The 23162-nt window shown below is 63.9% G+C and carries 17 protein-coding genes; 7 read left to right on the top strand and 10 right to left on the bottom strand.

What is annotated here, in order from left to right; genetic code table 11:
• Nucleotides 1-60: 60 nt before the first annotated feature.
• Together Q5Z11_RS07530 and Q5Z11_RS07525 are read right to left on the bottom strand one after the other, a co-directional pair.
• A complete protein-coding gene (locus Q5Z11_RS07530) occupies nucleotides 61-945 on the bottom strand; it encodes an acyltransferase (RefSeq protein ID WP_303749416.1) in 885 nt (294 codons plus the stop codon).
• Nucleotides 946-1115: 170 nt separating this feature from the next.
• A complete protein-coding gene (locus tag Q5Z11_RS07525; RefSeq protein ID WP_303749415.1) occupies nucleotides 1116-1838 on the bottom strand; it encodes a Crp/Fnr family transcriptional regulator in 723 nt (240 codons plus the stop codon).
• A gap of 270 nt (nucleotides 1839-2108) precedes the next feature.
• Here Q5Z11_RS07525 and Q5Z11_RS07520 point away from each other — a divergent pair, with 270 nt between their 5' ends.
• Nucleotides 2109-2969 carry a sensor domain-containing diguanylate cyclase gene (locus Q5Z11_RS07520; protein ID WP_303749414.1) on the top strand — a complete coding sequence of 287 codons (861 nt, stop codon included), beginning with the start codon at nucleotides 2109-2111 and terminating at the stop codon, nucleotides 2967-2969.
• Nucleotides 2970-3119: 150 nt separating this feature from the next.
• Here Q5Z11_RS07520 and Q5Z11_RS07515 read toward each other — a convergent pair whose 3' ends face one another.
• Nucleotides 3120-4064 (bottom strand): MBL fold metallo-hydrolase, encoded by a 945-nt coding sequence (locus Q5Z11_RS07515; protein ID WP_303749991.1) that lies wholly within the window; start codon nucleotides 4062-4064, stop codon nucleotides 3120-3122.
• Between the two features lie 221 nt (nucleotides 4065-4285).
• Here Q5Z11_RS07515 and Q5Z11_RS07510 point away from each other — a divergent pair, with 221 nt between their 5' ends.
• Entirely contained in the window at nucleotides 4286-5266 is a 981-nt protein-coding gene (locus Q5Z11_RS07510) for a tetratricopeptide repeat protein (protein WP_303749413.1), read from the top strand.
• Nucleotides 5267-5315: 49 nt separating this feature from the next.
• Here Q5Z11_RS07510 and Q5Z11_RS07505 read toward each other — a convergent pair whose 3' ends face one another.
• Both Q5Z11_RS07505 and Q5Z11_RS07500 read right to left on the bottom strand, forming a co-directional pair.
• A complete protein-coding gene (locus tag Q5Z11_RS07505; RefSeq protein ID WP_303749412.1) occupies nucleotides 5316-6356 on the bottom strand; it encodes a S66 peptidase family protein in 1041 nt (346 codons plus the stop codon).
• Between the two features lie 210 nt (nucleotides 6357-6566).
• Nucleotides 6567-10142: a methylmalonyl-CoA mutase family protein gene (locus tag Q5Z11_RS07500; RefSeq protein ID WP_303749411.1), complete on the bottom strand. Its 3576-nt coding sequence runs from the start codon at nucleotides 10140-10142 to the stop codon at nucleotides 6567-6569.
• Nucleotides 10143-10444: 302 nt separating this feature from the next.
• On the opposite strand from Q5Z11_RS07500, the gene Q5Z11_RS07495 reads away from it, so the two are divergent.
• A complete protein-coding gene (locus Q5Z11_RS07495) occupies nucleotides 10445-11542 on the top strand; it encodes a Glu/Leu/Phe/Val dehydrogenase dimerization domain-containing protein (RefSeq protein WP_303749410.1) in 1098 nt (365 codons plus the stop codon).
• A gap of 79 nt (nucleotides 11543-11621) precedes the next feature.
• Here Q5Z11_RS07495 and Q5Z11_RS07490 read toward each other — a convergent pair whose 3' ends face one another.
• Nucleotides 11622-14489 carry an autotransporter serine protease gene (locus Q5Z11_RS07490; RefSeq protein ID WP_303749409.1) on the bottom strand — a complete coding sequence of 956 codons (2868 nt, stop codon included), beginning with the start codon at nucleotides 14487-14489 and terminating at the stop codon, nucleotides 11622-11624.
• 181 nt (nucleotides 14490-14670) lie between these two features.
• Between Q5Z11_RS07490 and Q5Z11_RS07485 the strand changes: the two genes are divergently transcribed.
• From Q5Z11_RS07485 to Q5Z11_RS07470, 4 genes are all read left to right on the top strand, one after another.
• Nucleotides 14671-15846 (top strand): thiolase family protein, encoded by a 1176-nt coding sequence (locus tag Q5Z11_RS07485; protein WP_303749408.1) that lies wholly within the window; start codon nucleotides 14671-14673, stop codon nucleotides 15844-15846.
• 121 nt (nucleotides 15847-15967) lie between these two features.
• A complete protein-coding gene (locus Q5Z11_RS07480; RefSeq protein ID WP_303749407.1) occupies nucleotides 15968-16309 on the top strand; it encodes a hypothetical protein in 342 nt (113 codons plus the stop codon).
• Nucleotides 16310-16510: 201 nt separating this feature from the next.
• Nucleotides 16511-16906 (top strand): hypothetical protein, encoded by a 396-nt coding sequence (locus tag Q5Z11_RS07475; RefSeq protein ID WP_303749406.1) that lies wholly within the window; start codon nucleotides 16511-16513, stop codon nucleotides 16904-16906.
• 159 nt (nucleotides 16907-17065) lie between these two features.
• Entirely contained in the window at nucleotides 17066-18763 is a 1698-nt protein-coding gene (locus Q5Z11_RS07470; RefSeq protein WP_303749405.1) for a diguanylate cyclase, read from the top strand.
• 299 nt (nucleotides 18764-19062) lie between these two features.
• Here the strand turns inward: Q5Z11_RS07470 and Q5Z11_RS07465 are convergent, their stop codons facing one another.
• From Q5Z11_RS07465 to Q5Z11_RS07450, 4 genes are all read right to left on the bottom strand, one after another.
• On the bottom strand, nucleotides 19063-20721 hold the full coding sequence (locus Q5Z11_RS07465; RefSeq protein ID WP_303749404.1) for an acyl-CoA dehydrogenase family protein: 1659 nt from the start codon (nucleotides 20719-20721) through the stop codon (nucleotides 19063-19065).
• Nucleotides 20722-20783: 62 nt separating this feature from the next.
• Nucleotides 20784-22022 carry an FAD-dependent oxidoreductase gene (locus Q5Z11_RS07460; protein ID WP_303749403.1) on the bottom strand — a complete coding sequence of 413 codons (1239 nt, stop codon included), beginning with the start codon at nucleotides 22020-22022 and terminating at the stop codon, nucleotides 20784-20786.
• Nucleotides 22023-22100: 78 nt separating this feature from the next.
• Nucleotides 22101-22307, bottom strand: coding sequence for a transcription antiterminator/RNA stability regulator CspE (gene cspE, locus Q5Z11_RS07455; protein ID WP_057506519.1), 207 nt, complete (start codon nucleotides 22305-22307; stop codon nucleotides 22101-22103).
• A gap of 90 nt (nucleotides 22308-22397) precedes the next feature.
• The gene (locus Q5Z11_RS07450) at nucleotides 22398-23144 is read right to left on the bottom strand and encodes an S-methyl-5'-thioinosine phosphorylase (RefSeq protein ID WP_303749402.1); all 747 of its coding nucleotides are present in this window, start codon (nucleotides 23142-23144) and stop codon (nucleotides 22398-22400) included.
• Nucleotides 23145-23162 lie beyond the last annotated feature (18 nt).

Genomic DNA, 23162 nt, shown 5'->3' with positions numbered 1-23162 from the left:
AGCACCATGTAAAGCAACAAAGGCCCCGTCAGGGGCCTTTGTTTTCAACGATGGCGGTGATCAGGCCTTGCTTTCGAGCAGACGGGCGATGTCCTCATCCTTCTGCTGCCACAGGCCATTCATCCATTGCTGGAACTGCGCGCGGAAGTTGCGGTCGTCCTGGTAGTTGCGACCGATGAACTCGGCGGGGATCGGCAGCTTGCGCACCAGCACCTTCACCTCCGGCAGGCGGTTGGCCATCAGGTCCATCATCGAAGGAATGCCCTTCGGATAGACAATGGTCACGTCCAGCAAGGCATGCAGGCCCTTGCCCATCGCATCCAGCACGAAGGCAACACCTCCGGACTTGGGCTTGAGCAGGTGCTTGAACGGCGACGCCTGCGATGCGTGTTTGGCTGCAGTGAAACGGGTGCCTTCGACGAAATTCATCACCGACACCGGGATGCTGGCGAACTTCTCGCAGGCCTTGCGCGTCACTTCCATGTCGCGCCGCCCCAACTCGGGGTTCTTGGCGATCTGCTTGCGGTTGTAGCGGCCCATGAACGGGAAATCCAACGCCCACCAGGCCAGGCCCAGCACCGGCACCCAGAACAGCGAACGCTTGAGGAAGAAGCGCAGCAGCGGGATGCGCCGATTGAATACCTTCTGCAACACCAGGATATCCACCCAGCTCTGGTGGTTTGCCAGCACCAGATAGTGCCCGTCGCGGTCCAAGCCCTCGGTGCCACTGACGGTGAAACGGGTTGCGGTGAACGCATGGATCATCGCGCTATTGACTGCGATCCAGCTTTCCGCCAACCCGGTTAACAGCGGATTGCAGGCCCGACGCACCGACTTCAGCGGCAACACCGCCTTGAACAGCGCTACCACGAACAACGGCAGGCAATGGGCCAGCGTATTGATCGCGATCAACGGGAGAATCAGAGCTACACGCAACCACACCATGGAGTAACCGTGGGGAGCGACCCCAAAAACCAAAGAAGCACAGGGTAGCAAAACCGGCGCTTCAGGATTCATCCTGAACCGAAAAAGGCCGCTGAAACATCAGCCAAGTCACGGAAATCACTGGCATTTCGCAAGCTCCGGCCTCGGCGACCGGCTACCCAAGGCCTTGTCTATTGCAGGCTGGTCTGCACCACCTCAACCCGGATACCCGCCTCGGCCATGGCCTGGTTGGCTGCGGCCAGCTTCAGCCGCATGTCCTTGCGGAAGCACTGGTCGATGGCATGTTCGATCTCGGGCTCGCGCGCCATCAACTGCCGCAGCGCGTGCCGCTCCAGTGCCAGGTAGCGGGTCGGCTTGGCGGTGATCACGGTCGCGGTCGCCGGCATGTCGGTCAGCACGCTGATCTCCCCGGACAGTGCGCCGGCCCCGCACCAGCCGACCACGGCCTCGTTCACCGTCACCGCCAGCTCACCGCTGGCGATGAACAACATGTGGCTGGCCTGTTCGCCATGGCGGATCAGCACCTCGCCTACCCCGGCCTCACACCACTGCCCCAGATCGAGAACCCGCCGTGCCTGCGCCGGTTCCACCAAGGGCAGTACCGCCTCGCGGAAGCTGCGCTCCTCGGCGGTGAAGTGAGTGATGCGATTGCGGTAGGCCTGCAAGGACAGCTGGCCCACGTTGACCGCCACGAAGATGACCTCCCAGGTGGCACTGACGTAATCGGCAATCATCACCGAATAGCTGATGCTGAGCAGCCCCGACGCCACCGCAAGGGCGCGCAACCACATCATCCGTGTCATCAGCATCGACAGGATCAACAACAGGTAGCTGGCGTGGCCAACCATGCCGTCTAGCGAGAGCGCGGATTGCAGGAAGCTGTTCAGGTCCATGCGCCGAGCATGCGGCAAGGCCCGGCCGACCACAATTGGCAGTAGCGGCGCTTCCGGCGCCCGCCCTCCTCGTCCCGGCGCCTGCCAGCATTTGCCGCCCCTGCTACTGGCTGGCATCGCCGGCCACGCACCTCGGACAGCTTGGCCGACGGCGCCTTCCGCCCTCCCTTTCTGGCCCACACAAGCCAGTGCCTGCGTGGGACGCTCCCCGACATACGCTGTAATCTGGAACCGGCATAATCCCAGCCTTCGTATTTGTCGTGTTTGCACATGCCCTTCAAGTTGCCGCTGCTTGGTGAAGTCCTGGACCTGCTCCCCGATGCGGTCTGCATGGTTGCCCCGGATGGCGAACTATTGATGGTCAATGCCGCATTCGAGACCATCTTCGGCTATACGCCCGCCGAGGCCGTAGGCCGCCAGATCATGGATCTGGTGCACCCGGAGGACCGCGCCGCCACCGAGCAGTCGGCACTGGATGTGATGGCGGGCCGACCGCGCTCGAACTTCCGTAACCGTTACATCCGCAAGGATGGCAGCGTGGTCGACATCCAATGGTCAGCCAAATGGCTACCGGAATATGGCATCCGCATCGGCGTCGGCCACGAAGTGACCGCCTTGCGCGGCATCGAACGGCAGCTCGAACACCTGGCCAGCCACGACGCGCTTACCGGCCTGCCCAACCGCTACCATTTGCGCCGCGAGCTGGAAGCCGCGCTTGAGCGCGCGACGCGCAGTGGCGAGGGTCTGGCCCTGCTGTACATCGATCTGGATGGGTTCAAGGCCGCCAACGACCGCTATGGGCATGAAGCCGGTGATCGCCTGCTGCGTGACGCCGCCCGCCAACTGCGCGACGGCCTGCGCCAGAACGACCTGATCGCCCGCGTTGGCGGCGATGAATTCGTCGCCGTGCTGCCTGCCTGTGCCAGCCCCGACCATGCGCTCAATATTGCCTCGGCGCTGCGCGCACGGCTGTCCCTGTTGCAGAGCCTGGGCAGCGATACCCCGCAGATAGACGCAAGCGTGGGCGTGGCCTGCTTCCCTGCCGATGGCAGCGACGCCGATGCGCTGCTGCGCCATGCTGACACTGCCATGTATGCCGCCAAGGCAAAAAAACGGCTTGCTGGCTCCTGAGCCGCCTTGCTGCGGACAGCGTGAACCAGCGTTTTTCGGCGCTCGCAGGCACTGTGCCCTGCCTGACAATCAATGCCATCAGCTGCGGTGTTCCTTCAGATCTTGAAGGAACACCATCAACATCAAGTGTCCCGGCAACTGGCTTGGGTCTTACTTCCAGGCCATCTCGCCCTTGGCGACCTTGGCGCTGAGTTCCAGTGAGGCCTCGCCTTCCAGATCAGGATAGCGCTGCTTCATCGCCGCAATCAGTGCCGCCGAATCCTTGGCCTTGGCCGCTTCTTCATCGAAGGCACGGATGTAACTGGCGGTGAAATCAACCGCCGCCAGGTCCTGCGGTGCGCCCTGCACGAAGTGGCCGGGAATCACCCGCGCCGGTGCCAGATCCTTGATCTGCTGCAACGCGGCCAGCCAAGCCTGGTGTGACTGCGGCGTCTGCGTATCGGCCATGAACACATGCGAGCCGGCGTCCACCAGTACCCCGCCCATCACCGTCCTGATCGAGGGCACCCACAAAGCAGTGCGCTGCGGGCTGGCCCCGTCCAACCCGATCACCTTCAGCTCCTGTCCTTCCAGTTGCAGGCTGTCGCCCTGAAGCGGCGCAGGCACCAGCAGCTGTTTGGGTGCGTTGGCCCCCAATTGCGGCCCCCATACCTTCAGCTTGTCGTCCTTGCTGGCCTGGATATGCGCGATGGTCTGCGGCGTGGCCAGGATCTTCGCGTCAGGGAAGGCGGCGTGCAGGGTCTCCAGACCGAAGTAGTAGTCCGGATCACCGTGGCTGATGTAGATCGTGGTCAGCTTCTTGCCGGAGGCCTTGACCAGCTCGACCAGCTTGGCCGCATCGGCAGTTGAGAACTGCGCATCGACAAGTACCGCATCGCTGGCACCGGTCAGCAGTTCCGAGGACACCGCGAAGATGGCATCCGCACCGGGGTTGAACACGTCCACCTTGAGCGGCTGCTGGGTGGCTTCCGGCAGGTCGTCCGTTGCCGGCGTCGCTGCTGGAGGCGCCACTGTAGCTGCACCATCGGGCGTTGTCGGCTTCCCGCACCCTGCCAGTGCCAGCGCCATTGCCGCCACCAATGCCGCGTACTTCATGCCTTCAACGTTCATTGCATTGCTCCAGCAAACCATGGATGAGAACAAGCTGCGCACGATACGCCTCCTTCGGGCCGACGACCGCGCGTTGATGGCAATGCTGGCAACAATTCCGTTATCCAGCCGTTAAAGCATGGATCCGCCGCCGCTTACCTGTGTCTCACATGCCTTCCCTGGAGCCCGCATGCGATCATCCATGCACCCAGACATCGCTACCCGCAATGACCGCCGAACAGCCAGACCTTGAAGCCATCCATAACCGCGCTTACCTCGCCGTCGATGAAGGCGAATTGAAAGCCGCCACGCAGAACTTTGATCTGTTGCTGCAGCAACACCCCGACAACCCGTTCTATCACTACATGCGCGGCCTGACCTTGAAGTACCAGATGGAATGGGCCGGCTCCTTGCGTGACAACCTGCAGGCGATCGAGCTGGCGGAGGAATTCAGCCAGGCCCAGCATTGGAACGCTGCCATCGCCGCAACGGGTCTTGGCCAGTGGGCGACGGTGCGCAAACTGTGGGCTGCTTGCGATATCACGCTGCCCGAAGGTGACGGCCCGATCGATGCCAATTTCGGCGTCGCTGTTGTGCGCCTGAATCCGTGGAATGGTGGCGAAACGGTGTTCATGCGCCGCATTGATCCGGTACGGGCGAGCATCCTCAACGTGCCACTACCGGAAAGCGGCCACCGCTTTGGCGACATCGTGCTGCACGACGGTGCACCCACTGGCTCACGCTTCGATGGCGAGCGCGAGGTGCATGTGTTCAACGAGCTGGAGCGACTGGAGCCGTCCGGGTTCCAGACCTTCGTGGTGTTCGTGCGCGCGGACAGCGCCGAAGATATCGACGCGCTGCTACGCGCAAGTGCACCGGGCATCGGCTACGCCGAAGACTGGACCCGCAGCATCCGCCACTACTGCCTGCGTTGCAGCTACGGTGCGCCGCACAGCCATGCCCAGGAAGCGAAAGAAGAAGGCGAAGCGCAATGGCAGCACGAACGCAATCTCGGGATTGCCGCGCAGAGCCGGCTGTCGGTCGAGAAACTGTTGAAAGACTGGGCCGCAGGCAATGCCGGTCGTCATCTGGACGCCATCGAAACCCGCGAGTGTCCGCAGCCGGTGCGCGAAGACGGTCATGCCTGGTGGTTGTCGCCCGAGGATGAAGATCAGGACGAAGACGCGCAAGGCGACGAAGAAGAATAAGCCTCGCGCAGTGACGACGTGACGGCCGACCGCCACGTCGTCGCGCGCCTCACGCGCCGGTCAGCACCGGCGCCAGCAGCCGGAAGGTCCCGGCATCGGCATCCATTTCGACTCTGCCGCCGACCGGCACGATGAACTGCTCCTTGATGTGGCCGATCATCGCGCCGCGGTAGGCCGGGATCTTCAGCGGCAGGATGTAGTCGTCGAAGATCTGGTCCAGGGTCAGCGAGCCATAGCCGTCGCCCGGCGAGCAATCGGTACACTCGCCGAAGATGAAGCCGGCAATCTTGTCCAGCGCCCCCATCAGCTTCAAGGTACTGAACATGCGATCGATGCGGTAAGGCGCTTCGGCCACGTCTTCCAGGAACAGGATCTTGCCAGTGAAATCCGGCAGATAAGGCGAGCCAGCGAGTGCGGTGAGCACGGTCAGGTTGCCACCGATCAGTTCTCCTTGCGCCTTTCCACCTCGGATGGTCAGCGTGCGGTTGTCGCGCGGCACCAGTTCGTCGTCGCTTTCGCTGCGGTTCTGGTACTGCATCAGCTCGCGCTTGAAGAACACGCGCTCGAACTGATCGACGTTGAAGCGATTCCAGCTTCCAGCACCGATCTGGCCGTGAAAGGTGACCAGCCCGGTCTTGGCCTGGATCGCGCAATGCAGCGCGGTGATGTCGGAGTAGCCGAGCAGCACTTTGGGATTGGCGCGGATGCGGTCGTAATCGAGCAGCGGCAACAGCCGTGCTGCACCGGAGCCGCCGCGCACGCAGATGATTGCCTTGACCTGCTTGTCGCCGAACATGGCATTGAGATCGCCGGCACGCTCGGCATCGGTGCCGGCCAGGTGGCCATGGCGGGCGGCGTAATGCGCGCCGGTCTTGACCACAAAGCCCAGCGCTTCCATTGCCTCGCGCGCCAGTTGCAGGCTGAGTCGCTCGCTGCTGGCCGAGGACGGACTGACCAGGCCAACGGTATCGCCCTTGTTGAGGCCCGCGGCCAGCAACTGCCCGCGGGTGGCGGCCATCGCCCCCTGCAAGCCAAGCAGCGGCACCGCCGCCGCCAGCGCCGTACCACCGATGAAACGACGTCGATCCATGTTGCTACCTGTTACCGGAATGTCAGCCCAAGGGTAACAGCGCACCGCGACGCCTGTAGAGCCGAGCCATGCTCGGCTGGGATGGTTCCAACCGTAGAGCCGAGCCATGCTCGGCTGGGATAGTTCCAACTGTAGAGCCGAGCCATGCTCGGCTGGGGCTTTACCGGGAAGGCCCCTGCCGAGCATGGCTCGGCACTACAGCTCTGGTACTTACATATTGCGGCGGTACTCGCCGCCCACGTCGTACAGTGCGTGGCTGATCTGGCCGAGGCTGTGGGTCTTCACGGCCTCGATCAGCGCTTCAAACACATTGCGGCGATCACGTGCGGTCTTCTGAAGGTAGCCCAGACCGTGGCCATCGTGCACTTCATCCGTCGAAGCCGCGCCTTCGATCTCATGCGAATGCGAAGTCTCACCCGCCGGCGCCAAGCCATTGCGGTTGCGCTGCCAGGTGTGCACGTTCTCGATCTGCTGGCCCTTCTCCTCCTCGGTCGAGCGGATCAGCTCGATCTCGGTGGCCACTTCGCCGGCATGCTCCTTGGGCAGGAACATGTTCACGCCGACCAGCGGCAGACTGCCATCGTGCTTCTTGTGCTCGTAGTACAGCGACTCTTCCTGGATCTTGCCGCGCTGGTACATGGTGTCCATCGCGCCGAGCACACCACCACGCTCGCTGATCGCTTCAAACTCCTTGTACACCGCCTCTTCGACAATGTCGGTGAGCTTGTCGACGATGAAGCTGCCCTGCCACGGGTTTTCGCAGAAGTTCAGCCCCAACTCCTTGTTGATGATCATCTGGATCGCCACCGCGCGGCGCACGCTTTCTTCGGTCGGCGTGGTGATCGCCTCGTCGTAAGCGTTGGTGTGCAGGCTGTTGCAGTTGTCGAACAGCGCATACAGCGCCTGCAGCGTGGTGCGGATATCGTTGAACTGGATCTCCTGCGCGTGCAGCGAACGACCAGAGGTCTGGATGTGGTACTTCATCATCTGCGAGCGCTCGTTGGCGCCGTAACGCTCACGCATCGCGCGGGCCCAGATACGCCGCGCAACCCGGCCGATCACCGTGTACTCCGGGTCCATGCCGTTGGAGAAGAAGAACGACAGGTTGGGTGCGAAGTCATCGATCTTCATCCCACGTGCGAGGTAATACTCGACGATGGTGAAGCCATTGGACAGGGTGAAAGCCAGCTGGCTGATCGGGTTCGCACCGGCCTCGGCAATGTGGTAGCCCGAGATCGACACCGAGTAGAAGTTGCGCACCTTGTGGTCGACAAAGTACTGCTGGATATCACCCATCATCCGCAGCGCGAACTCGGTGGAGAAGATGCAGGTGTTCTGCGCCTGGTCTTCCTTGAGGATGTCGGCCTGCACCGTGCCGCGCACCGTGGACAGGGTTTCTGCCTTGATCCTCGCATAGGTCTCGGCGTCCACCAGCTGGTCACCGGTGACGCCCAGCAGCGCCAGGCCCAGGCCATTATTGGTGGGCGGCAGCTCGCCGTGGTACTGCGGACGTGAGCGGCCTTCGAAGAGTTCCGCGATCTTCTGTTCGGCCTCAGCCCAGCGCGCGGCATCTTCCTGCAGATACTTCTCGATCTGCTGGTCAACGGCAGTGTTCATGAACATCGCCAGGATCATCGGTGCCGGGCCGTTGATGGTCATCGACACCGAGGTAGTCGGCGCGCACAGGTCGAAGCCGGAATACAGCTTCTTCATGTCGTCCAGCGTGGGGATGTTGACGCCGGAATTACCGATCTTGCCGTAGATATCCGGGCGCGGCGCCGGGTCTTCGCCATACAGGGTGACGCTGTCAAAGGCGGTGGACAGACGCGCAGCCGGCTGGCCGACACTCAGGTAGTGGAAGCGGCGGTTGGTGCGCTCCGGCGTGCCTTCACCGGCAAACATGCGGATCGGGTCCTCGCCGCTGCGGCGGTACGGGTAGACACCGCCGGTATACGGATAGGAACCGGGCAGGTTTTCCTTCTGCAGGAACACCAGCAGCTCGCCCCAGCTACGGTAGGTGGGCGCGGCAATCTTCGGGATCTGCTGGTGGCTTAGCGATTCGCGGTAGTTCTCGACGCGGATGGTCTTGCCGCGCACCTGGTATTCGTTGACCGGATCGGTGATCGACTTCAGTCGTGCCGGCCACTCACGCAGCAGGCGCAGCGCGTCAGAGTCCAGCGACTGCACCGCGTCGTTGTAGCGCTGGCGCAGGGTACGGATGCTGTTGTCGACGCCCGCGTCAGTGAGCGCGTCAACTGGATACAGATCCAGGGCGCCCGGCTGCGCTGCATCACCCAGCTCCTTCAGCGCCTGCCAAAGACTCTGCGCACGCTCGGCCACTTCTGCCTGCGATTCGATGCGGGCGTTGATACCGCGGCCCTGCTCGGCGATCTCGGCGAGGTAGCGCACGCGGGCACCTGGGATCAGCACCGTCGCGCGGGGTTCTTTGAGGGTGGTGTCGATGTTGGGAGCAAGATTAATGCCGGGATCAAAACCGGGGTCAGAGTCCGGTTTTGCAAGCAAAACCGGACTCTGACCCCGGTTTTGATCTTGCTTGTCACCCAACAATCTGCACAGATTCACAAACATCCAGCTGATACCCGGATCATTGAACTGACTGGCGATCGTCGGATACACGGGCACATCCTCGTCCTTCATGGTGAAGGCGACGCGGTTGCGCTTCCATTGCTTGCGCACATCACGCAGCGCATCTTCGGCGCCGCGCTTGTCGAACTTGTTCAGCACCACCAGCTCGGCGTAATCGAGCATGTCGATCTTTTCCAGCTGGCTGGGGGCGCCGAAGTCGCTGGTCATCACGTACATCGGGAAGTCGACCAGGTCGACGATCTCCGAGTCACTCTGGCCGATACCGGCAGTCTCGACGATCACCAGATCGAAGTGCAGCGACTTCAGGAAACCGATGCAATCGCGCAGCACCGTATTGATCGCCGCATGCTGGCGACGGGTCGCCATCGAACGCATGTAGACGCGCTTGGAACGCAGCGAGTTCATGCGGATGCGGTCCCCCAGCAGCGCACCGCCGGTACGACGCCGGGTCGGATCAACCGAGATCACTGCGATGCGCATCTGCGGGAAGCTGGCCAGGAAGCGATTGAGCAGTTCGTCGGTAACCGACGACTTGCCTGCGCCACCGGTGCCGGTGATGCCGATGACCGGCGTCTTGCCTGAGGCCAGCTGCCACTGCTTGCGCAGCAAGCCCAGCTCGGTCTCACCGTGATTGCCGTCCTCCAGCTGCGACAGCACCCGGCCGATGCCGATTTCATCGTCGATCGAAGGCACATCTGCATGCGCATCGCGGGCAGCGTCTTCGCGGGCCTTGCCTGCGCGCGCCACCACGTCCTCGATCATCTCCACCAGTCCCATCTTCATGCCGTCGTTGGGATGGTAGATGCGCTCCACCCCATAGGCTTGAAGCTCGCGGATTTCTTCGGGAGTGATGGTGCCGCCGCCACCGCCGAACACCTTGATATGACCAGCGCCACGCTCCTTGAGCATGTCGACCATGTACTTGAAGTACTCCACGTGCCCGCCCTGGTAGGACGACAGCGCGATCGCATCGGCGTCTTCCTGCAGCGCGGCACGTACCACGTCTTCCACGCTGCGGTTGTGGCCGAGGTGGATCACCTCCGCGCCCTGCGCCTGGATCAGGCGGCGCATGATGTTGATGGCCGCATCGTGGCCATCGAACAGGCTGGCGGCGGTGACGAAGCGCAGCGGGGTGGTTTCAGGCTGCGTCTGCGGGAGCTGGGAGGCGGGGGTACTCATGGCCGTGCAACATCCGGTTTCTATTGCAACCAATCATAGAACCGCCGCCCCCGCAGGTCAGGTTGCAGCGCAGCGTGACCTTTTGCGGGTTTGCGCTATCGATGGGCACGGCGGCCGCCGTTTCCGGCAAAGTGAGGGGCCAAGGCGGGTAGCCCGGCCTGAACATTCCCCTGACGGGAATGGATTAGAATGGCGCATCCGCGACCCGTCACCACCCCGACGAAGTCGCATTTTTTGTTTTCCGGCCAGCCATTTGGCCACACGATCACTGACGTTGTGGCAAACACGCCATCGGAGCCCGCATGCTGTTCGACACCCTCGAGACCTCCGGCCATGAGCAGGTCCTGTTCTGCCAGAACCGCGATGCCGGCCTGAAAGCCATCATCGCCATCCACAACACCACCCTGGGCCCGGCCCTCGGTGGGGTGCGCATGCGCCCCTACGCCAACACCGATGATGCGCTGCGCGACGTCCTGCGCCTGAGCCGCACCATGACCTACAAGAACGCCCTGGCCGGGCTGAATGTGGGCGGTGGCAAGGCAGTGATCATCGGCGACCCCCGCACCGCCAAGAGCGAAGTGCTGTTCCGCGCCTTCGGCCGCCAGGTCGAGGCCTTGGCCGGCCGCTACATCACCGCCGAGGACGTGGGCACCGACGTCAACGACATGGAGAACATCTACCTGGAGACCGGTTATGTCACCGGCGTGCACCAGGTCCATGGCGGCTCCGGCGACCCGGCCCCGTTCACCGCCTACGGCGCGCTGCAGGCGCTGATGGCCTCGGTCAAGCGCAAGTTCGGCCATGAGGAAATCGGCAAGCTCAGCATCGCCGTGCAAGGCCTCGGCCATATCGGCATGGAACTGGTGAAATTGCTGCGCGAGCGCGGTGCCAAGCTCTACGTCACCGATCTGGACCCGGTATTGGTGCAGAAGGCCGTTACTGAATACGGCTGTGAAGCGGTCAAGCCCGATGCCATCTATGACGTCGCCGCCGACGTCTTCGCGCCCTGCGCGATGGAAGGCGCCATCGACATGAGTACGTTGGAGCGGCTCAAGGCCAAGGTCATCTGCGGCACCGCCAACAACCAGCTGGCCAGCCATGCGGTTGGCGATGAGCTGTACAAGCGCGGCGTGCTGTGGGCACCGGACTATGCGGTCAATGCCGGTGGCGTGATGAACGTGTCACTGGAGATCGACGGCTACAACCGCGAGCGCGCGATGCGCCTGATCCGCAGCATCTACCACAACCTAGGCAAGATCTTTGACCAGTCCGAGCGCGATGATGTATCGCCGCAGCGCGCGGCCGACCGCATCGCAGAAAGCCGGCTGGAAGCAATCGGCAAACTGAAGATGCCGATGGGCCGTTCGGTGCCGCGCATGAACCGCCTGCGCGGCGAGTAAGCCCTACCGGCTGAAACACGGAAGGCGGGCGATCATCTCGCCCGCCTTCTGCTTTTCTGCCGGCTCAAGCGCTGCCGGATCAGAACGCCTGCTGCAGACGCAACGAGACCTGCCGGTTGTCGCCACGCGGACCGAAGCGCTGGTCATAGCCCAACGACAGCCGCGTATTGCGGGCCAGCCACGAAGCCACTGACAGCCCAAACAAGCCGCCCGAACGCGACGGCTGCAGGCCGGCAATCGGTGCCCAGGCATCCACCCCGACAAAGCTCGCATCCAGGCTCAGGCCATTGTCGCCCAGCGCCTGCTGCCATTCGGCATAGCCGTTGAACGCCACGCGTTTCCACAGGTACTGCCCGCGCAATCCAGCCAAGGCCTGTACGCGACTGCTGCTCCAATCATCGGCGCGCAGGCCGAAGCCGTAGCCCCCCTGTTCGTTGAACGCGCCACCGTCGATGCGCGTGTAGTCGGCACCCAGATACGGCGTCAGCTGCGCCGCACCGTGGCCCAGTCGATAACCGGCCTCGACGCTGCTGGACAGGAAATTGCCGTTGTAACGCGCATGCACGCCAGCACGCTCGGAACCCAGCAACAAACCACGGTCCAGTTCGCGCTGGTACTGGCCAAAGCCCGCCTGACCGAGCACATAGGCATCACCGCGCTGCCAGCCAGCATAGAGCTGCGACTGGGTCTGGCGATCACGACTGCGATCCTGCGCCACACCACTGCTGGCATTGGCATGGGTTTCACCGAAGGCGAAGCCCAGTACGGCGTTGCTGGAGAGCGCGGTTTCGCCACCCATCATCCAGCCGCCTACGCTGTAGTCACTGCCCAGGTAACCGCCCTGCCCACCACCACCGAGGCTGCGCATCCACACGCCACTGGCCGCCGACCGCGTGCTGCCGTCGGCAAACTGGCTGGAAAGCGCACGCCGGTTCATGTCGATACTGTCGAAGGTCATCGCCGTGGCGGTGGCATGGGCTTGCCCGGAGAGACTCTCCAGACTCTGGGCCAGGCCGGCAAATCCACCGCCAACGCCCTGCACCGCCGCTGCCGCTGCGCCAAACGTTGTGGTCTGCAGGCCACTATTGGAGTCCAGCAGTTCGAACGCCTGCTCCACCCGCTGTGCGGCCGACATCGCGCGCAGGCCAACGCTGGCGGTGCTTGCTGCTGCCGTCACACTCACCCGGTCCAACTGCAGCCAGGCGTTGTTGGCGTCATAGCCGTACTGGGTCTGCAGCAAAGTGACGCCACTGGCGCCGGTAGCGGGCGTTGCAAACTGTCCGCTGACGCCGCCAGCTGCATGCAGCAGGTCCTGGCGGCGGCCATCCTGCGGTACATAACCGGCAACCGCGCCACTGACCATCACCCCGCCATCCAGACTCGCAGTGCCGGTGACCTGCAAGGCATTGGAGCCAAGCGCCACCATCAAGCGCGCGCCTGAGCGCTGCACGTAGTTGCCCTCGATCGTTGCCGAACCTTCATTGCTGAGCACGATCACGCTGGCAGCGTTGTCCACGTTACCCACCACACGGGTGGTGCCCCCCATGAACTGCAGTGCCGCAGCCGAAGGATTGGACTGCGCATCGATGCTGACATTGGAGCGGATCGAGCCACCGTCGCGCAGCGCAAGCGTGCCCTGCTGGATGCGGGTAGCACCGGCATAGGTATTGGCCGCGGACAAACCCAGCGAACCGCTACCGGTTTTCACCAGTCCACCCGCGCCACTGATCGGATTGCTCCATTCCGAGTTGAGCCCAAGCTGATTCACGTCGACCTTGATGTCACCCCAGTCGGCCTTGCCCGGCCCCTTCACAGCCTTGCCCACGTTGAGCAGGCCGTAACCGAACACCGCATCCGGGCCGGGATCGCCAAGGTCAGTCGCCGTACCCAGCAGGGTCTGCCGCACCAGGTCATTGTTGAAGTAAGGGAACGCCTGCCACACCAATGCCGCCGCACCGGACACCAGCGGCGCTGCATACGAGGTGCCGCTACCGTAGTAATACGTCAGGTTGTTAGCCGTGCTGTCCTGACCAAGGAACAACGAGGTCCCCGGCGCCACAAGGCAATAATTCTTGGCCACGCCGCAGGCATTGGAGTAATACGCCAATGCGGTGGGCTTGGCCGTATCCAATGCCGCAACCGCCAACCAACCACGTTCCAGATCGGCTGCGGGATAGCTGCCAGGGCTGCCCACCTTGCTCGGCAGCGCTGCCATGTCGGAAGGGTTGGGCTTGGATTCGTTGCCGGTGGCGAACACCACCAGCCCATCACTGTTATTGATGAAAGGACGGTACTCGTTGGCAATATCCGCCGTTACGTTCGGCCGGGTCCAGTACAGGCCGCCCCAGGAGTTGTTCATGATGCGCATGCCGTCACGGATCAGGTCGGCATGGATAGACGCCATACCCAGCGCGCCGGTCACCTCGTTGCCGTTGCCCGAGCCGTCATCGGTTGGCGACTTGTCGGCGATGATGCGCGCGGACAGGATCTGCGCACCCGGCGCAATACCACCCGGCCATTGCCCGGTCGGCGCGCCAGCGGCCAGTTGTGCAACCGTGGTGCCGTGGCCGACCACGTCATCGATCGCCAGGTTGTTCTGCGTTGGGTTTACGTAGGTACGGTTGACCAGCACCCGCCCAGCCAGCGCCGGATGATTGCGCATCACTCCGGAGTCGATCACACCGATGCGGTAGCCCGCCCCGGTCAGGCCCATCGCATGCGCGGCGGGCGTATTGGTGAGCGCCAGATGCGCGTCAAAGGCCGGCTGCGGCGTCACCGGCGGGGTGACCACCGGCGGCGTCGTGGTAGGTGGCGGCGTCACTGGTGGTGTCACCGGCGGCGGATCGGACCTGGTTCCGCCCCCGCCCCCGCAGGCTGCCAAGGCCAACGCCAATGAACTGGCCAGCACGCTGCGCGCTACCCGACCATTTACCGTTGCACTGCTCATTCCCTTAGTTCTCCGTCCTGTGGATCATTTACCAATTCAGGTATTACCTGGTGCAGGTAGCACTCCAGCTACCTTCTATACTGCAACGACAATCCACTGTCTGTGGGGATGTGCCGTTGGTCCAATGTGCCAGACCCTGCAGACGTTCGATAATTGCCGCAAGGTATAACCGAGATTGCTCATGTCCGACATCGTCATCGCCGCCGCCAAGCGTACCGCCATTGGCTCCTTCCTTGGCCAGTTCAACGGCGTCCCCACTCCTACCCTCGGTGCAGCCGCGATCAGCGCGGCCATGCAGCAGTCCGGCATTGCTGCCAGCGACGTGTCCGAAGTCATCATGGGCTGCGTGCTGCCCGCCAACCTGGGCCAGGCACCGGCCCGCCAGGCCGCGCTTGCCGCAGGCCTGCCGACCAGCACCGGTGCCACCACCCTCAACAAGGTGTGCGGCTCCGGCATGAAAGCCATCATGCTCGGCCACGACCTGATCAAGGCCGGCTCGGCCAGCATCGTGGTTGCCGGCGGCATGGAATCCATGTCCAACGCGCCGCACCTGCTGCCGAACTCGCGCACCGGCAACCGCTACGGCAATTTCCAGGCGGTCGATCACATGGCATGGGATGGCTTGACCAACCCCTACGACGGCCAGGCCATGGGCGTGTTCGCCGAAGCCACCGTTGCCAAGTTCGGCTTCACCCGCGAAGAACAGGATGCCTACGCCATCGAGTCGGTGACCCGTGCACAGGCCGCACAGGCCAATGGCGCGTTCAACGACGAGATCGTCGCGGTCAAGGTTGCCACCCGCAAGGGTGAGGTCGAGTTCAACCAGGACGAGCAGCCGGGCAAGTCGGACATCGCCAAGATCCCGACCCTGCGTCCGGCGTTCAAGAAGGACGGCAGCGTCACCGCAGCCAGCTCCTCCAGCATTTCCGATGGTGCCGCAGCGCTGGTGCTGCTCTCCGCCGACGATGCCGCCGCCCGCGGCGTGCAGCCGCTGGCCCGCATTGCCGCGCACGCCACGTTCTCGCAGGAACCGGAATGGTTCACCACCGCACCGATCGGTGCGATCACCAAGGTGCTCGAAAAAGCCGGCTGGAACATCGCCGACGTCGACCTGTTCGAGATCAACGAAGCGTTCGCCGTGGTGGCGATGGCACCGATCCGCGAGCTGGGTATTCCGCATGCCAAGATCAACGTCAATGGCGGCGCCTGTGCATTGGGTCATCCCATCGGTGCGTCGGGTGCCCGCTTGGTGGTTACGCTGGTAAATGCATTGCGCACACGCGGCCTCAAGCGTGGCGTTGCATCCCTTTGCATCGGCGGCGGCGAAGCAACCGCCATCGCCATTGAATTGATTTGATTGAAAAATCTCAGATTTTTTCAAACCTGAATGCGGGACCGCTTGACAGCCGAAATGGGCTTGTCATCATGTTCCCGGCGCGCAATGGCGCGTTGCCTAATTTCACGACGAGGATTCACTAATGAGCATCAACAAGCTGCTGATCGCAATGACCCTGGGTCTGGCCCTGACCGCCTGCTCGAAGCAGGAGCAGGCTGCTGACGCCGCCGCTGCCGCTGACACCGCTGCAACCGAAGCCCAGGGCGCTGCTGACGCTGCTGCTGCCGCCGGCGCTGCTACCGCTGACGCTGCCCAGGCTGCTGCTGACACCGCCGCTACCGCTGCTGACGCAGCTGGCGACGCTGCCACCGCTGCTGCTGCTGCCACCACCGACGCTGCTGCTGGCGCCGCTGCTGACGCTGCCAAGGCTGCTGAAGACGTTGCTGGTCAGGCCAAGGACGCTGCTGAAGAAGCCAAGAAGTAATAACTTCTGCTTCCAAGCTGTTCCAGAAAAGCCGCTGGTTCGCCAGCGGCTTTTTTTATGGCTGCAATTGCATCGAGCGATCCGCAGCCCTGCAGCCGCACTGCCCCGCGTGAACAAGACGCATCGTGCGACGGGGCGTTGACGTGATCTGAATACGCAACCCCCTAGGCTGATCGCATTGGCCCACCCTAGGAGAGTGCAATGAAGCTGTTTGTCCCCGTACTGACCGCAGGCCTGGTGCTGGCCTTGGCTGGCTGCAATGACCGCAATGCCGAGCAGGCCAAGCAGGACGCAGCCGCTGCGGCCGATCATGCCGCCGACGCCGCCAGGAACGCAGCCGAGTCCGCCGCGGACGCCACTCGCGATGCCGCCGACCAGGCCGCTGCAGCCACCCGTACTGCCGCCGCCGAATCACAGCAGGCATTGGACAACGCAGCCGACGCCACTGCCAAAGCCGCAGATGAAGCCTCAGTCGCAGCCAAGGATGCCGCCGCCGATGCCAGCGCCGCCACCGCCGACGCGGCACAGAAAGTCGCCGACCATGCCCACGATGCGGCCAAGGACGCGCGCGAAAAAGCAGACGCCGCCAAGCATTGATAGACTCGCCACGCAGCCGTCATGCCGATGGCGGCTGCGTGGCATTCGCGCGGCAAGCGTGATCCCACTGGGGGCCGGGTGAACACCATCCGGGTGGGCATGTGATCACGCGCACAGGCAGCACAGGCGTATCACCTCGATCATGCAGTCAAGGGCCGGATGCAGAAACGCACAGGCAGTAAATTCGCGCTGGTTTTCTCGGCGCTGGTGTTCGTCGCTATCGGTATTGGTGTATTCGTTGGCGCACGCAGGTTCATCGCCGATGCGCGATTGGTCGCCCACACCCATGAAGTCATCAGCCGGATTGATGAGATCCAGTCGATGGTGCTCGACGCCGAATCGGCCGAGCGTGGTTACCTGCTGACCGGCAGCCAGGCCTATCTGCTCGACTACCAGGTGAGCGTGGAGCGACTGCCGCTGCTGTTGGGCAGCCTCTCCAAGTCGATCCCGGACAATCCCGATCAGGCGCGCAATGCGCTCAAGCTCAACGAGCTGGTGAACCGACGCCTGCAGCAGATCCAGCATGTGGTCGACATCTACGACAGCCGCGGCCTGGATGCAGCGCGCGCAGCCATCAACCAGACCGCCTTCCGTACCACCAGCGCCATCCGCGAGCAGGTGCGGACGATGGTCGAGGAAGAACACGAACGTCTGGTCGAGCGTGCAGCGAGCTCGCGCCGCAGCGCCGACCTGCTGCTGGGGCTGGCCTTCGCCGGCATTCCGTTTGGTCTGGCGGTGGTCGCATCGGTGTACGGCATCCTGCTGTCCGAACTGCGCCGCCGCACCCGCGCCGAACGGCGCGCTGCCAGCGCCAGTCAACAACTGGCGGGCAACCTGGAACAGATCGAGCGCTCCAGCGCCGACCTGCAGACGCTGGGGCGCTACACCGGCCTGCTGCAAAGCTGCGCCAACCCGGAGGAAGCATTGGAGATCAGCGCGCGCACCTTGGAAGCATTGATGCCCAACGTCGCCGGCTCGGTCTATCTGCTACGCGCCTCCAACGACCGCGCCGAGAACATCGTCAGCTGGGGCAAGCCATTGGTGGAAACCAGCGCGACCCTGCCGCCCAGCGATTGCTGGGCGATCCGGCGCGGGCAACCGCATGTGATCGACGACCTGCTGCGCGATGCCAGCTGCCCGCATATCAGCCGGCCTGAGCACGGCCAAAGTGTTGCCACCGCCTGTATTCCGATGTCGGCACAAGGCGTACAGATTGGTTTCCTTTTCCTTTCCGGCGTTGGCCCCGGGCCGTTGCCGCGCTTGAACATCGCCGAGTCCGCGGTCGAGCAGCTGTCGCTTGCCCTGAGCAATCTGCGACTGCGCGAGTCGCTGCGCCTGCAGTCCATCCGTGATCCGCTGACCGGGCTGTACAACCGTCGCTATCTGGAAGAATCGCTGACCCGCGAAATCGCCCGCTGCGGCCGCCGCGATTTTCCGCTGTCGGTGATCATGCTGGATGTGGATCACTTCAAGCAGTTCAACGACACCCACGGTCACGGCGGCGGCGATGCCCTGCTGGCAGCCATCGGCCAGCTGCTGGGTTCGCGCCTGCGCGGCGAAGACATTGCCTGCCGTTATGGCGGCGAGGAATTCACCGTGATCCTGCCCGAATCGGACAGCAGCAGCGCCTTGCGCCAGGCCGAGGAACTACGTTTTGCCCTGTCGCAGATGAGCGTGCCGTTCTCGGGCAAGACGCTGCCGCCGATCACCATCTCACTGGGTGTGGCCACGTATCCCGTCGACGGCGTGGCCGGCCTCACCCTGCTGCGCAAGGCCGACGCCGCGCTGTACCGGGCCAAGCGCAGTGGCCGCAACCAGGTGCTGCGCTTCGACCCTGCGCTGGATGGTGCCGGTTGATCAGGGTTGTGGCGGGGCGCGTTGCAGGAAAGCCGTGAGCGGCCTGGACAGCTGCCGTGTGCGACGGGCTTGATTCTGCAGTTGCGGGCTTGCTCGCGGCTTCAACGCTGTCTGCTTCGCGGCTTACGCCGCTCCCACAAGGCAACGCCTGCAAGCCGGCATTCTGCAGTTGCAGGCCGACTCGCGACTGCATTGCTACTGGCTTCGCGGCTTATGCCGCTCCCACAACGCAACGCCTGCAAGCCGGTATTCTGCAGTTGCAGGCTGACTCGCGGCTGCATTGCTACTGGCTTCGCGGCTTACGCCGCCCCTACAACCGCTCCTACTGGCAAAGCGCGGGCCAGGATGTCTGCGAACGGTGTATCTGCCTGTAGTTGCCCATACACCGGTTGCGATTGGCGCAACCGCGAACGTACGAAGGCCTGCGCCACCGGGCTGTCCGCGCGCAACAACATCGCCGCCTGCAACAGCAGCGCGATATCCACCACCAGCGTGCGCGCATCGGCCTGCAGCAACTCCGTTCCTTGCAGCCGTTCCAGCAGCGCCTGCAGCGCCTTGTCGTAATCATCGTTGCGACCGGCGACCTGCTGCAGTTCGGCCAGCAAGGCCACGCGGGTTTCCGGTTCGCGTTGCAGCGCGCGCAGCACATCCAGGCACTGCACGTTGCCACTGCCTTCCCAGATCGAGTTCAACGGCGCCTGCCGGTACAGCCGCGGCAGCATCGACTCTTCCACATAGCCTGCACCGCCCAGGCACTCCTGCGCTTCATTGACGAAGCCCGGCGCACGCTTGCAGATCCAGAACTTGCCGATGGCCGTGGCGATGCGCGCGAACGCCGCCTGCTGTGGATCCTGCGGCGCGGCATCGACTGCGCGGGCCACGCGCATTGCCAAGGTGGTCGCCGCTTCCGACTCGATCGCCAGGTCGCTCAGCACATTGGCCATCAAAGCGTGCTCGACCAGAAGCTTGCCGAAGCTGCGCCGGTGCCGCGCATGATGCAGCGCCTGCGCCAAGGCCATGCGCATCTGCGCGGCCGAGCCCAGCATGCAGTCCAGCCGGGTCAGCATCACCATCTCGATGATGGTCGCTACACCGCGCCCTTCATCACCAACACGGCGCGCCCAGGCACCACAGAACTCGACCTCGCTGGAGGCATTGGCCCAGTCGCCAAGCTTGTCCTTCAAACGCATCAGATGGAAGTTGTTGCGGCGCCCGCAGGCCAGCCTGCGTGGCATCAGGAAGCAGCTCAAACCGCCAGGTGCCTGTGCCAGTACCAACCAGCCATCGGACATCGGTGCGGAGAAGAACCACTTGTGGCCGACCAGGCTGTACTCGCCCTCTCCGGCCAACGGCGTCGCCAGCGTGGTGTTGCCGCGCACGTCGGAACCGCCCTGCTTCTCGGTCATGCCCATGCCGAGGGTGATGCCCGGCTTGTCGCCGATCGGTACATCGCGCGCGTCGTAGAAAGGTGCGGCGGCCTTGCTGGCCCATTCGGCCAGCGCGGGTTCCTGCCGCAACACCGGCACCGCTGCGTGGGTCATGGTCAGCGGGCAACTGGTGCCTGCTTCGGCTTGGTTGTGCAGATAGCTCAAGGCCGCACGTGCCACATGCGCACCGGGCTGCGCCGAGCGCCAGGACAGCCCGGCAACGCCGCGGGTTTTAGCGGTGGCCATCAGCCGGTGATAGGCCGGATGGAAATCAACGGTATCGATACGGTTGCCTTGCGCGTCGTGGGTACGCAGCAGCGGCCGCTGGCGATTGGCGTCGAAGCCGATCCGGTACAGCTCGCCACCGGCCAGCACACCGTAGTGCTGCACCACCTCCGCGAAGGCTTCCGCGCCTTCGCGCTGCACGCACTGCTGCAAGGCCAGGTCGTCCTGCCACAGATCGCGCTCGGCAAACGGTGGCGGCTGGTTGTCGACGACGTGGGTTTCAAACGGCGGCGGCTGCGGCAGCATGGCGGCGACTCGAGGAGGATCGCCGTTGATTCTGCCGCAAGCGCGCGCCGCCCGCGCGTCGCTCAGCGTTTTGCGGCGACCTCGGCCAGCGCAGCGATGAAATCATCCTGCAGCGCCAGCTTGCCGAACAGGCCATGCTGGGTGCCGCTGAGCACCCTTAGCATATGGCCACGACCGCCCGGCATGCGCCCCATCGGCTTGAACAACAGGTCGCGGCCATTTGCGATCCAATCGTGGTCGGACTGGAAGATCGGCGTCAGCCAGCGACTCCAGAACTGGTACAACCAGACATGTGCCTTGCGCTCGTGCTGGTAACGCGCCAACGCGGCATCAATGTTCTGTTCCGCGCGCAAGGCATCACGCAGCGCCATCGCATCCATCAGCGCCATGTTGACGCCCTGCCCCAGCTGCGGGCTCATCGAATGCGCGGCGTCACCAGCCAGCACCAGCCGCCCGCGGTACCAGCGCTGCATCACTGCGTCGCGGTAGCTGGCACGCGCCAGCTGCGCCTGCACGCTGATCCCGGCCAGGCGCTCACGCGCTTCCGGCCACAGGGTGGCGATCTCATCCAGCCACGGTTCCAGCCCATCGCGCTCCCAGGCCTGGAAACCATCACGCGGCAGGCTCCAGAAGAAGCTCAGGCGCTGCTCGCTGTCGCCCGGGCGCGTGCCCACCGGCAGCAGGCCGATCATCTTGCGCGCGGCCACATAGCGTTGGCGCAGCTCGTCGCCATGCTGCCAGTCGCCCCGCGGCAGCAGGCACCACAGCGCACCCCAGGGGTAAATCCTGTCCAACCTGGTGCCCTGCACCTGCGCACGCAGCCCCGAGCCCGAGCCGTCGGTGGCGATCACCAGATCAAACGGGCCGTGCCAATGCCCGTGCTGGTCCTGCACGCGCTGCAGGGAGTCGTCGATGGCGCTGATACGGCTGTCCACGTGCAGCGATGGGCCAGCATCCCAGGCCGAGTCCAGCAGTGAAAACAGCGCCCCGCGCTGCATGCCGATGCCACACAGGCGTGCGTCCAGCCCGGCATAGTTCATGTCCATCACCGCGCGGCCGCACGGGGTTTCGCCGTACAGGCGGCGCACTACCGCACCATGCTCCAGCACCTGCGGCATCAACTGCATCTGCCACAGCGCCTGCAGGCCGCTGGGCTGCAGCAGGAAGCCCGCGCCGACCGGGCCCGGCGTTGCTGCCTGCTCGAACACCTGCACCCGGTGCCCATCGCGCGACAGCAGCACGGCCAGCGCCTGACCGGCCGTGCCATAACCAACGATGGCGATATCCAGTGTCTTGCTCATTACAGTCCCTCCCTGGGCGACTGCATCCTCTAAAAAAAAACCCCGCCTAAGCGGGGTTTTTCCGCACAACCGGGTAGATCACTCGGCCGGCGTGATGTTCGAAGCCTGGGCACCCTTCGGGCCCTGGGTCACGTCATAGCTGACGCGCTGGCCTTCCTGCAGGCTGCGGAAGCCCTTGGAATTGATCGCGGAGAAGTGCGCGAAGACATCGGCGCTGCCGTCCTCCGGTGAGATGAAGCCAAATCCCTTGGCGTCGTTGAACCACTTGACGGTACCGTTCGGCATGGTGATGCGAGACCTTGTTCGATGAATGGATTGATGTACGCTGAATGAAGCGCACTGGCGGAGTATGCAAACCTTAAGGCGGGATGACAATCACCCCCGTGCCAATTCACCCACCAAAGTCGGCAAACCAGACGAAGCTGCGTCCACATTGGCCAGAACTTCGGCCATGGTGATCTCCCCAGCGTCGCCGCAGCCGGCCGCCCAGTTGGCGACAATCGCCAGGCAGGCGTATTCCAGCCCCAGTTCGCGCGCCAGCCCGGCCTCGGGCATGCCGGTCATGCCGACCAGATCGCAGCCATCACGGCGCATCCGCGCGATTTCCGCATTGGTTTCCAGGCGCGGGCCCTGGGTTGCGCCGTAACAGCCGCCGTCCTGGATTGCCACACCCTTGGCCTTGGCCGCGGCCAGCACCTTGGCGCGGAACGCCGGGCTGTAGGGGTGGCCAAAATCAACGTGCAGCACCTCGCTGCCTTCTTCCTCACTGAGGGTGGAAATCCGACCCCAGGTGTAGTCGATCAGCTGATCCGGGCAGGCCAGCACGCGCGGGCCGAAGTTGTCACCGATGCCGCCAACGGTGTTCAGCGCCAGCACCCGGGTTGCGCCCAGCTGCTTCAGCGCGGCCAGGTTGGCGCGGTAGTTGATCTTGTGCGGTGGAATCGAATGGCCTTCACCATGGCGTGCGAGGAACGCAACGCGCTGGCCGTTCAACAGACCAACCCGGACCGGGCCGGACGGAGCGCCGTAGGCGGTTTCCACTTCATGGGTCTGGACATCGTCCAGCGCGGCCAGCTTGTACACGCCGGTGCCGCCAATCACGGCCAGGGCGATAGGTTCCATGCTCTTTCCTGATGTTTT

Origin of the sequence: Stenotrophomonas sp. 610A2 (assembly GCF_030549615.1) — a bacterium.
Taxonomy (GTDB): Bacteria; Pseudomonadota; Gammaproteobacteria; order Xanthomonadales; family Xanthomonadaceae; genus Stenotrophomonas; species Stenotrophomonas pigmentata.
This window is presented reverse-complemented; position numbering and strand designations above follow the sequence as displayed.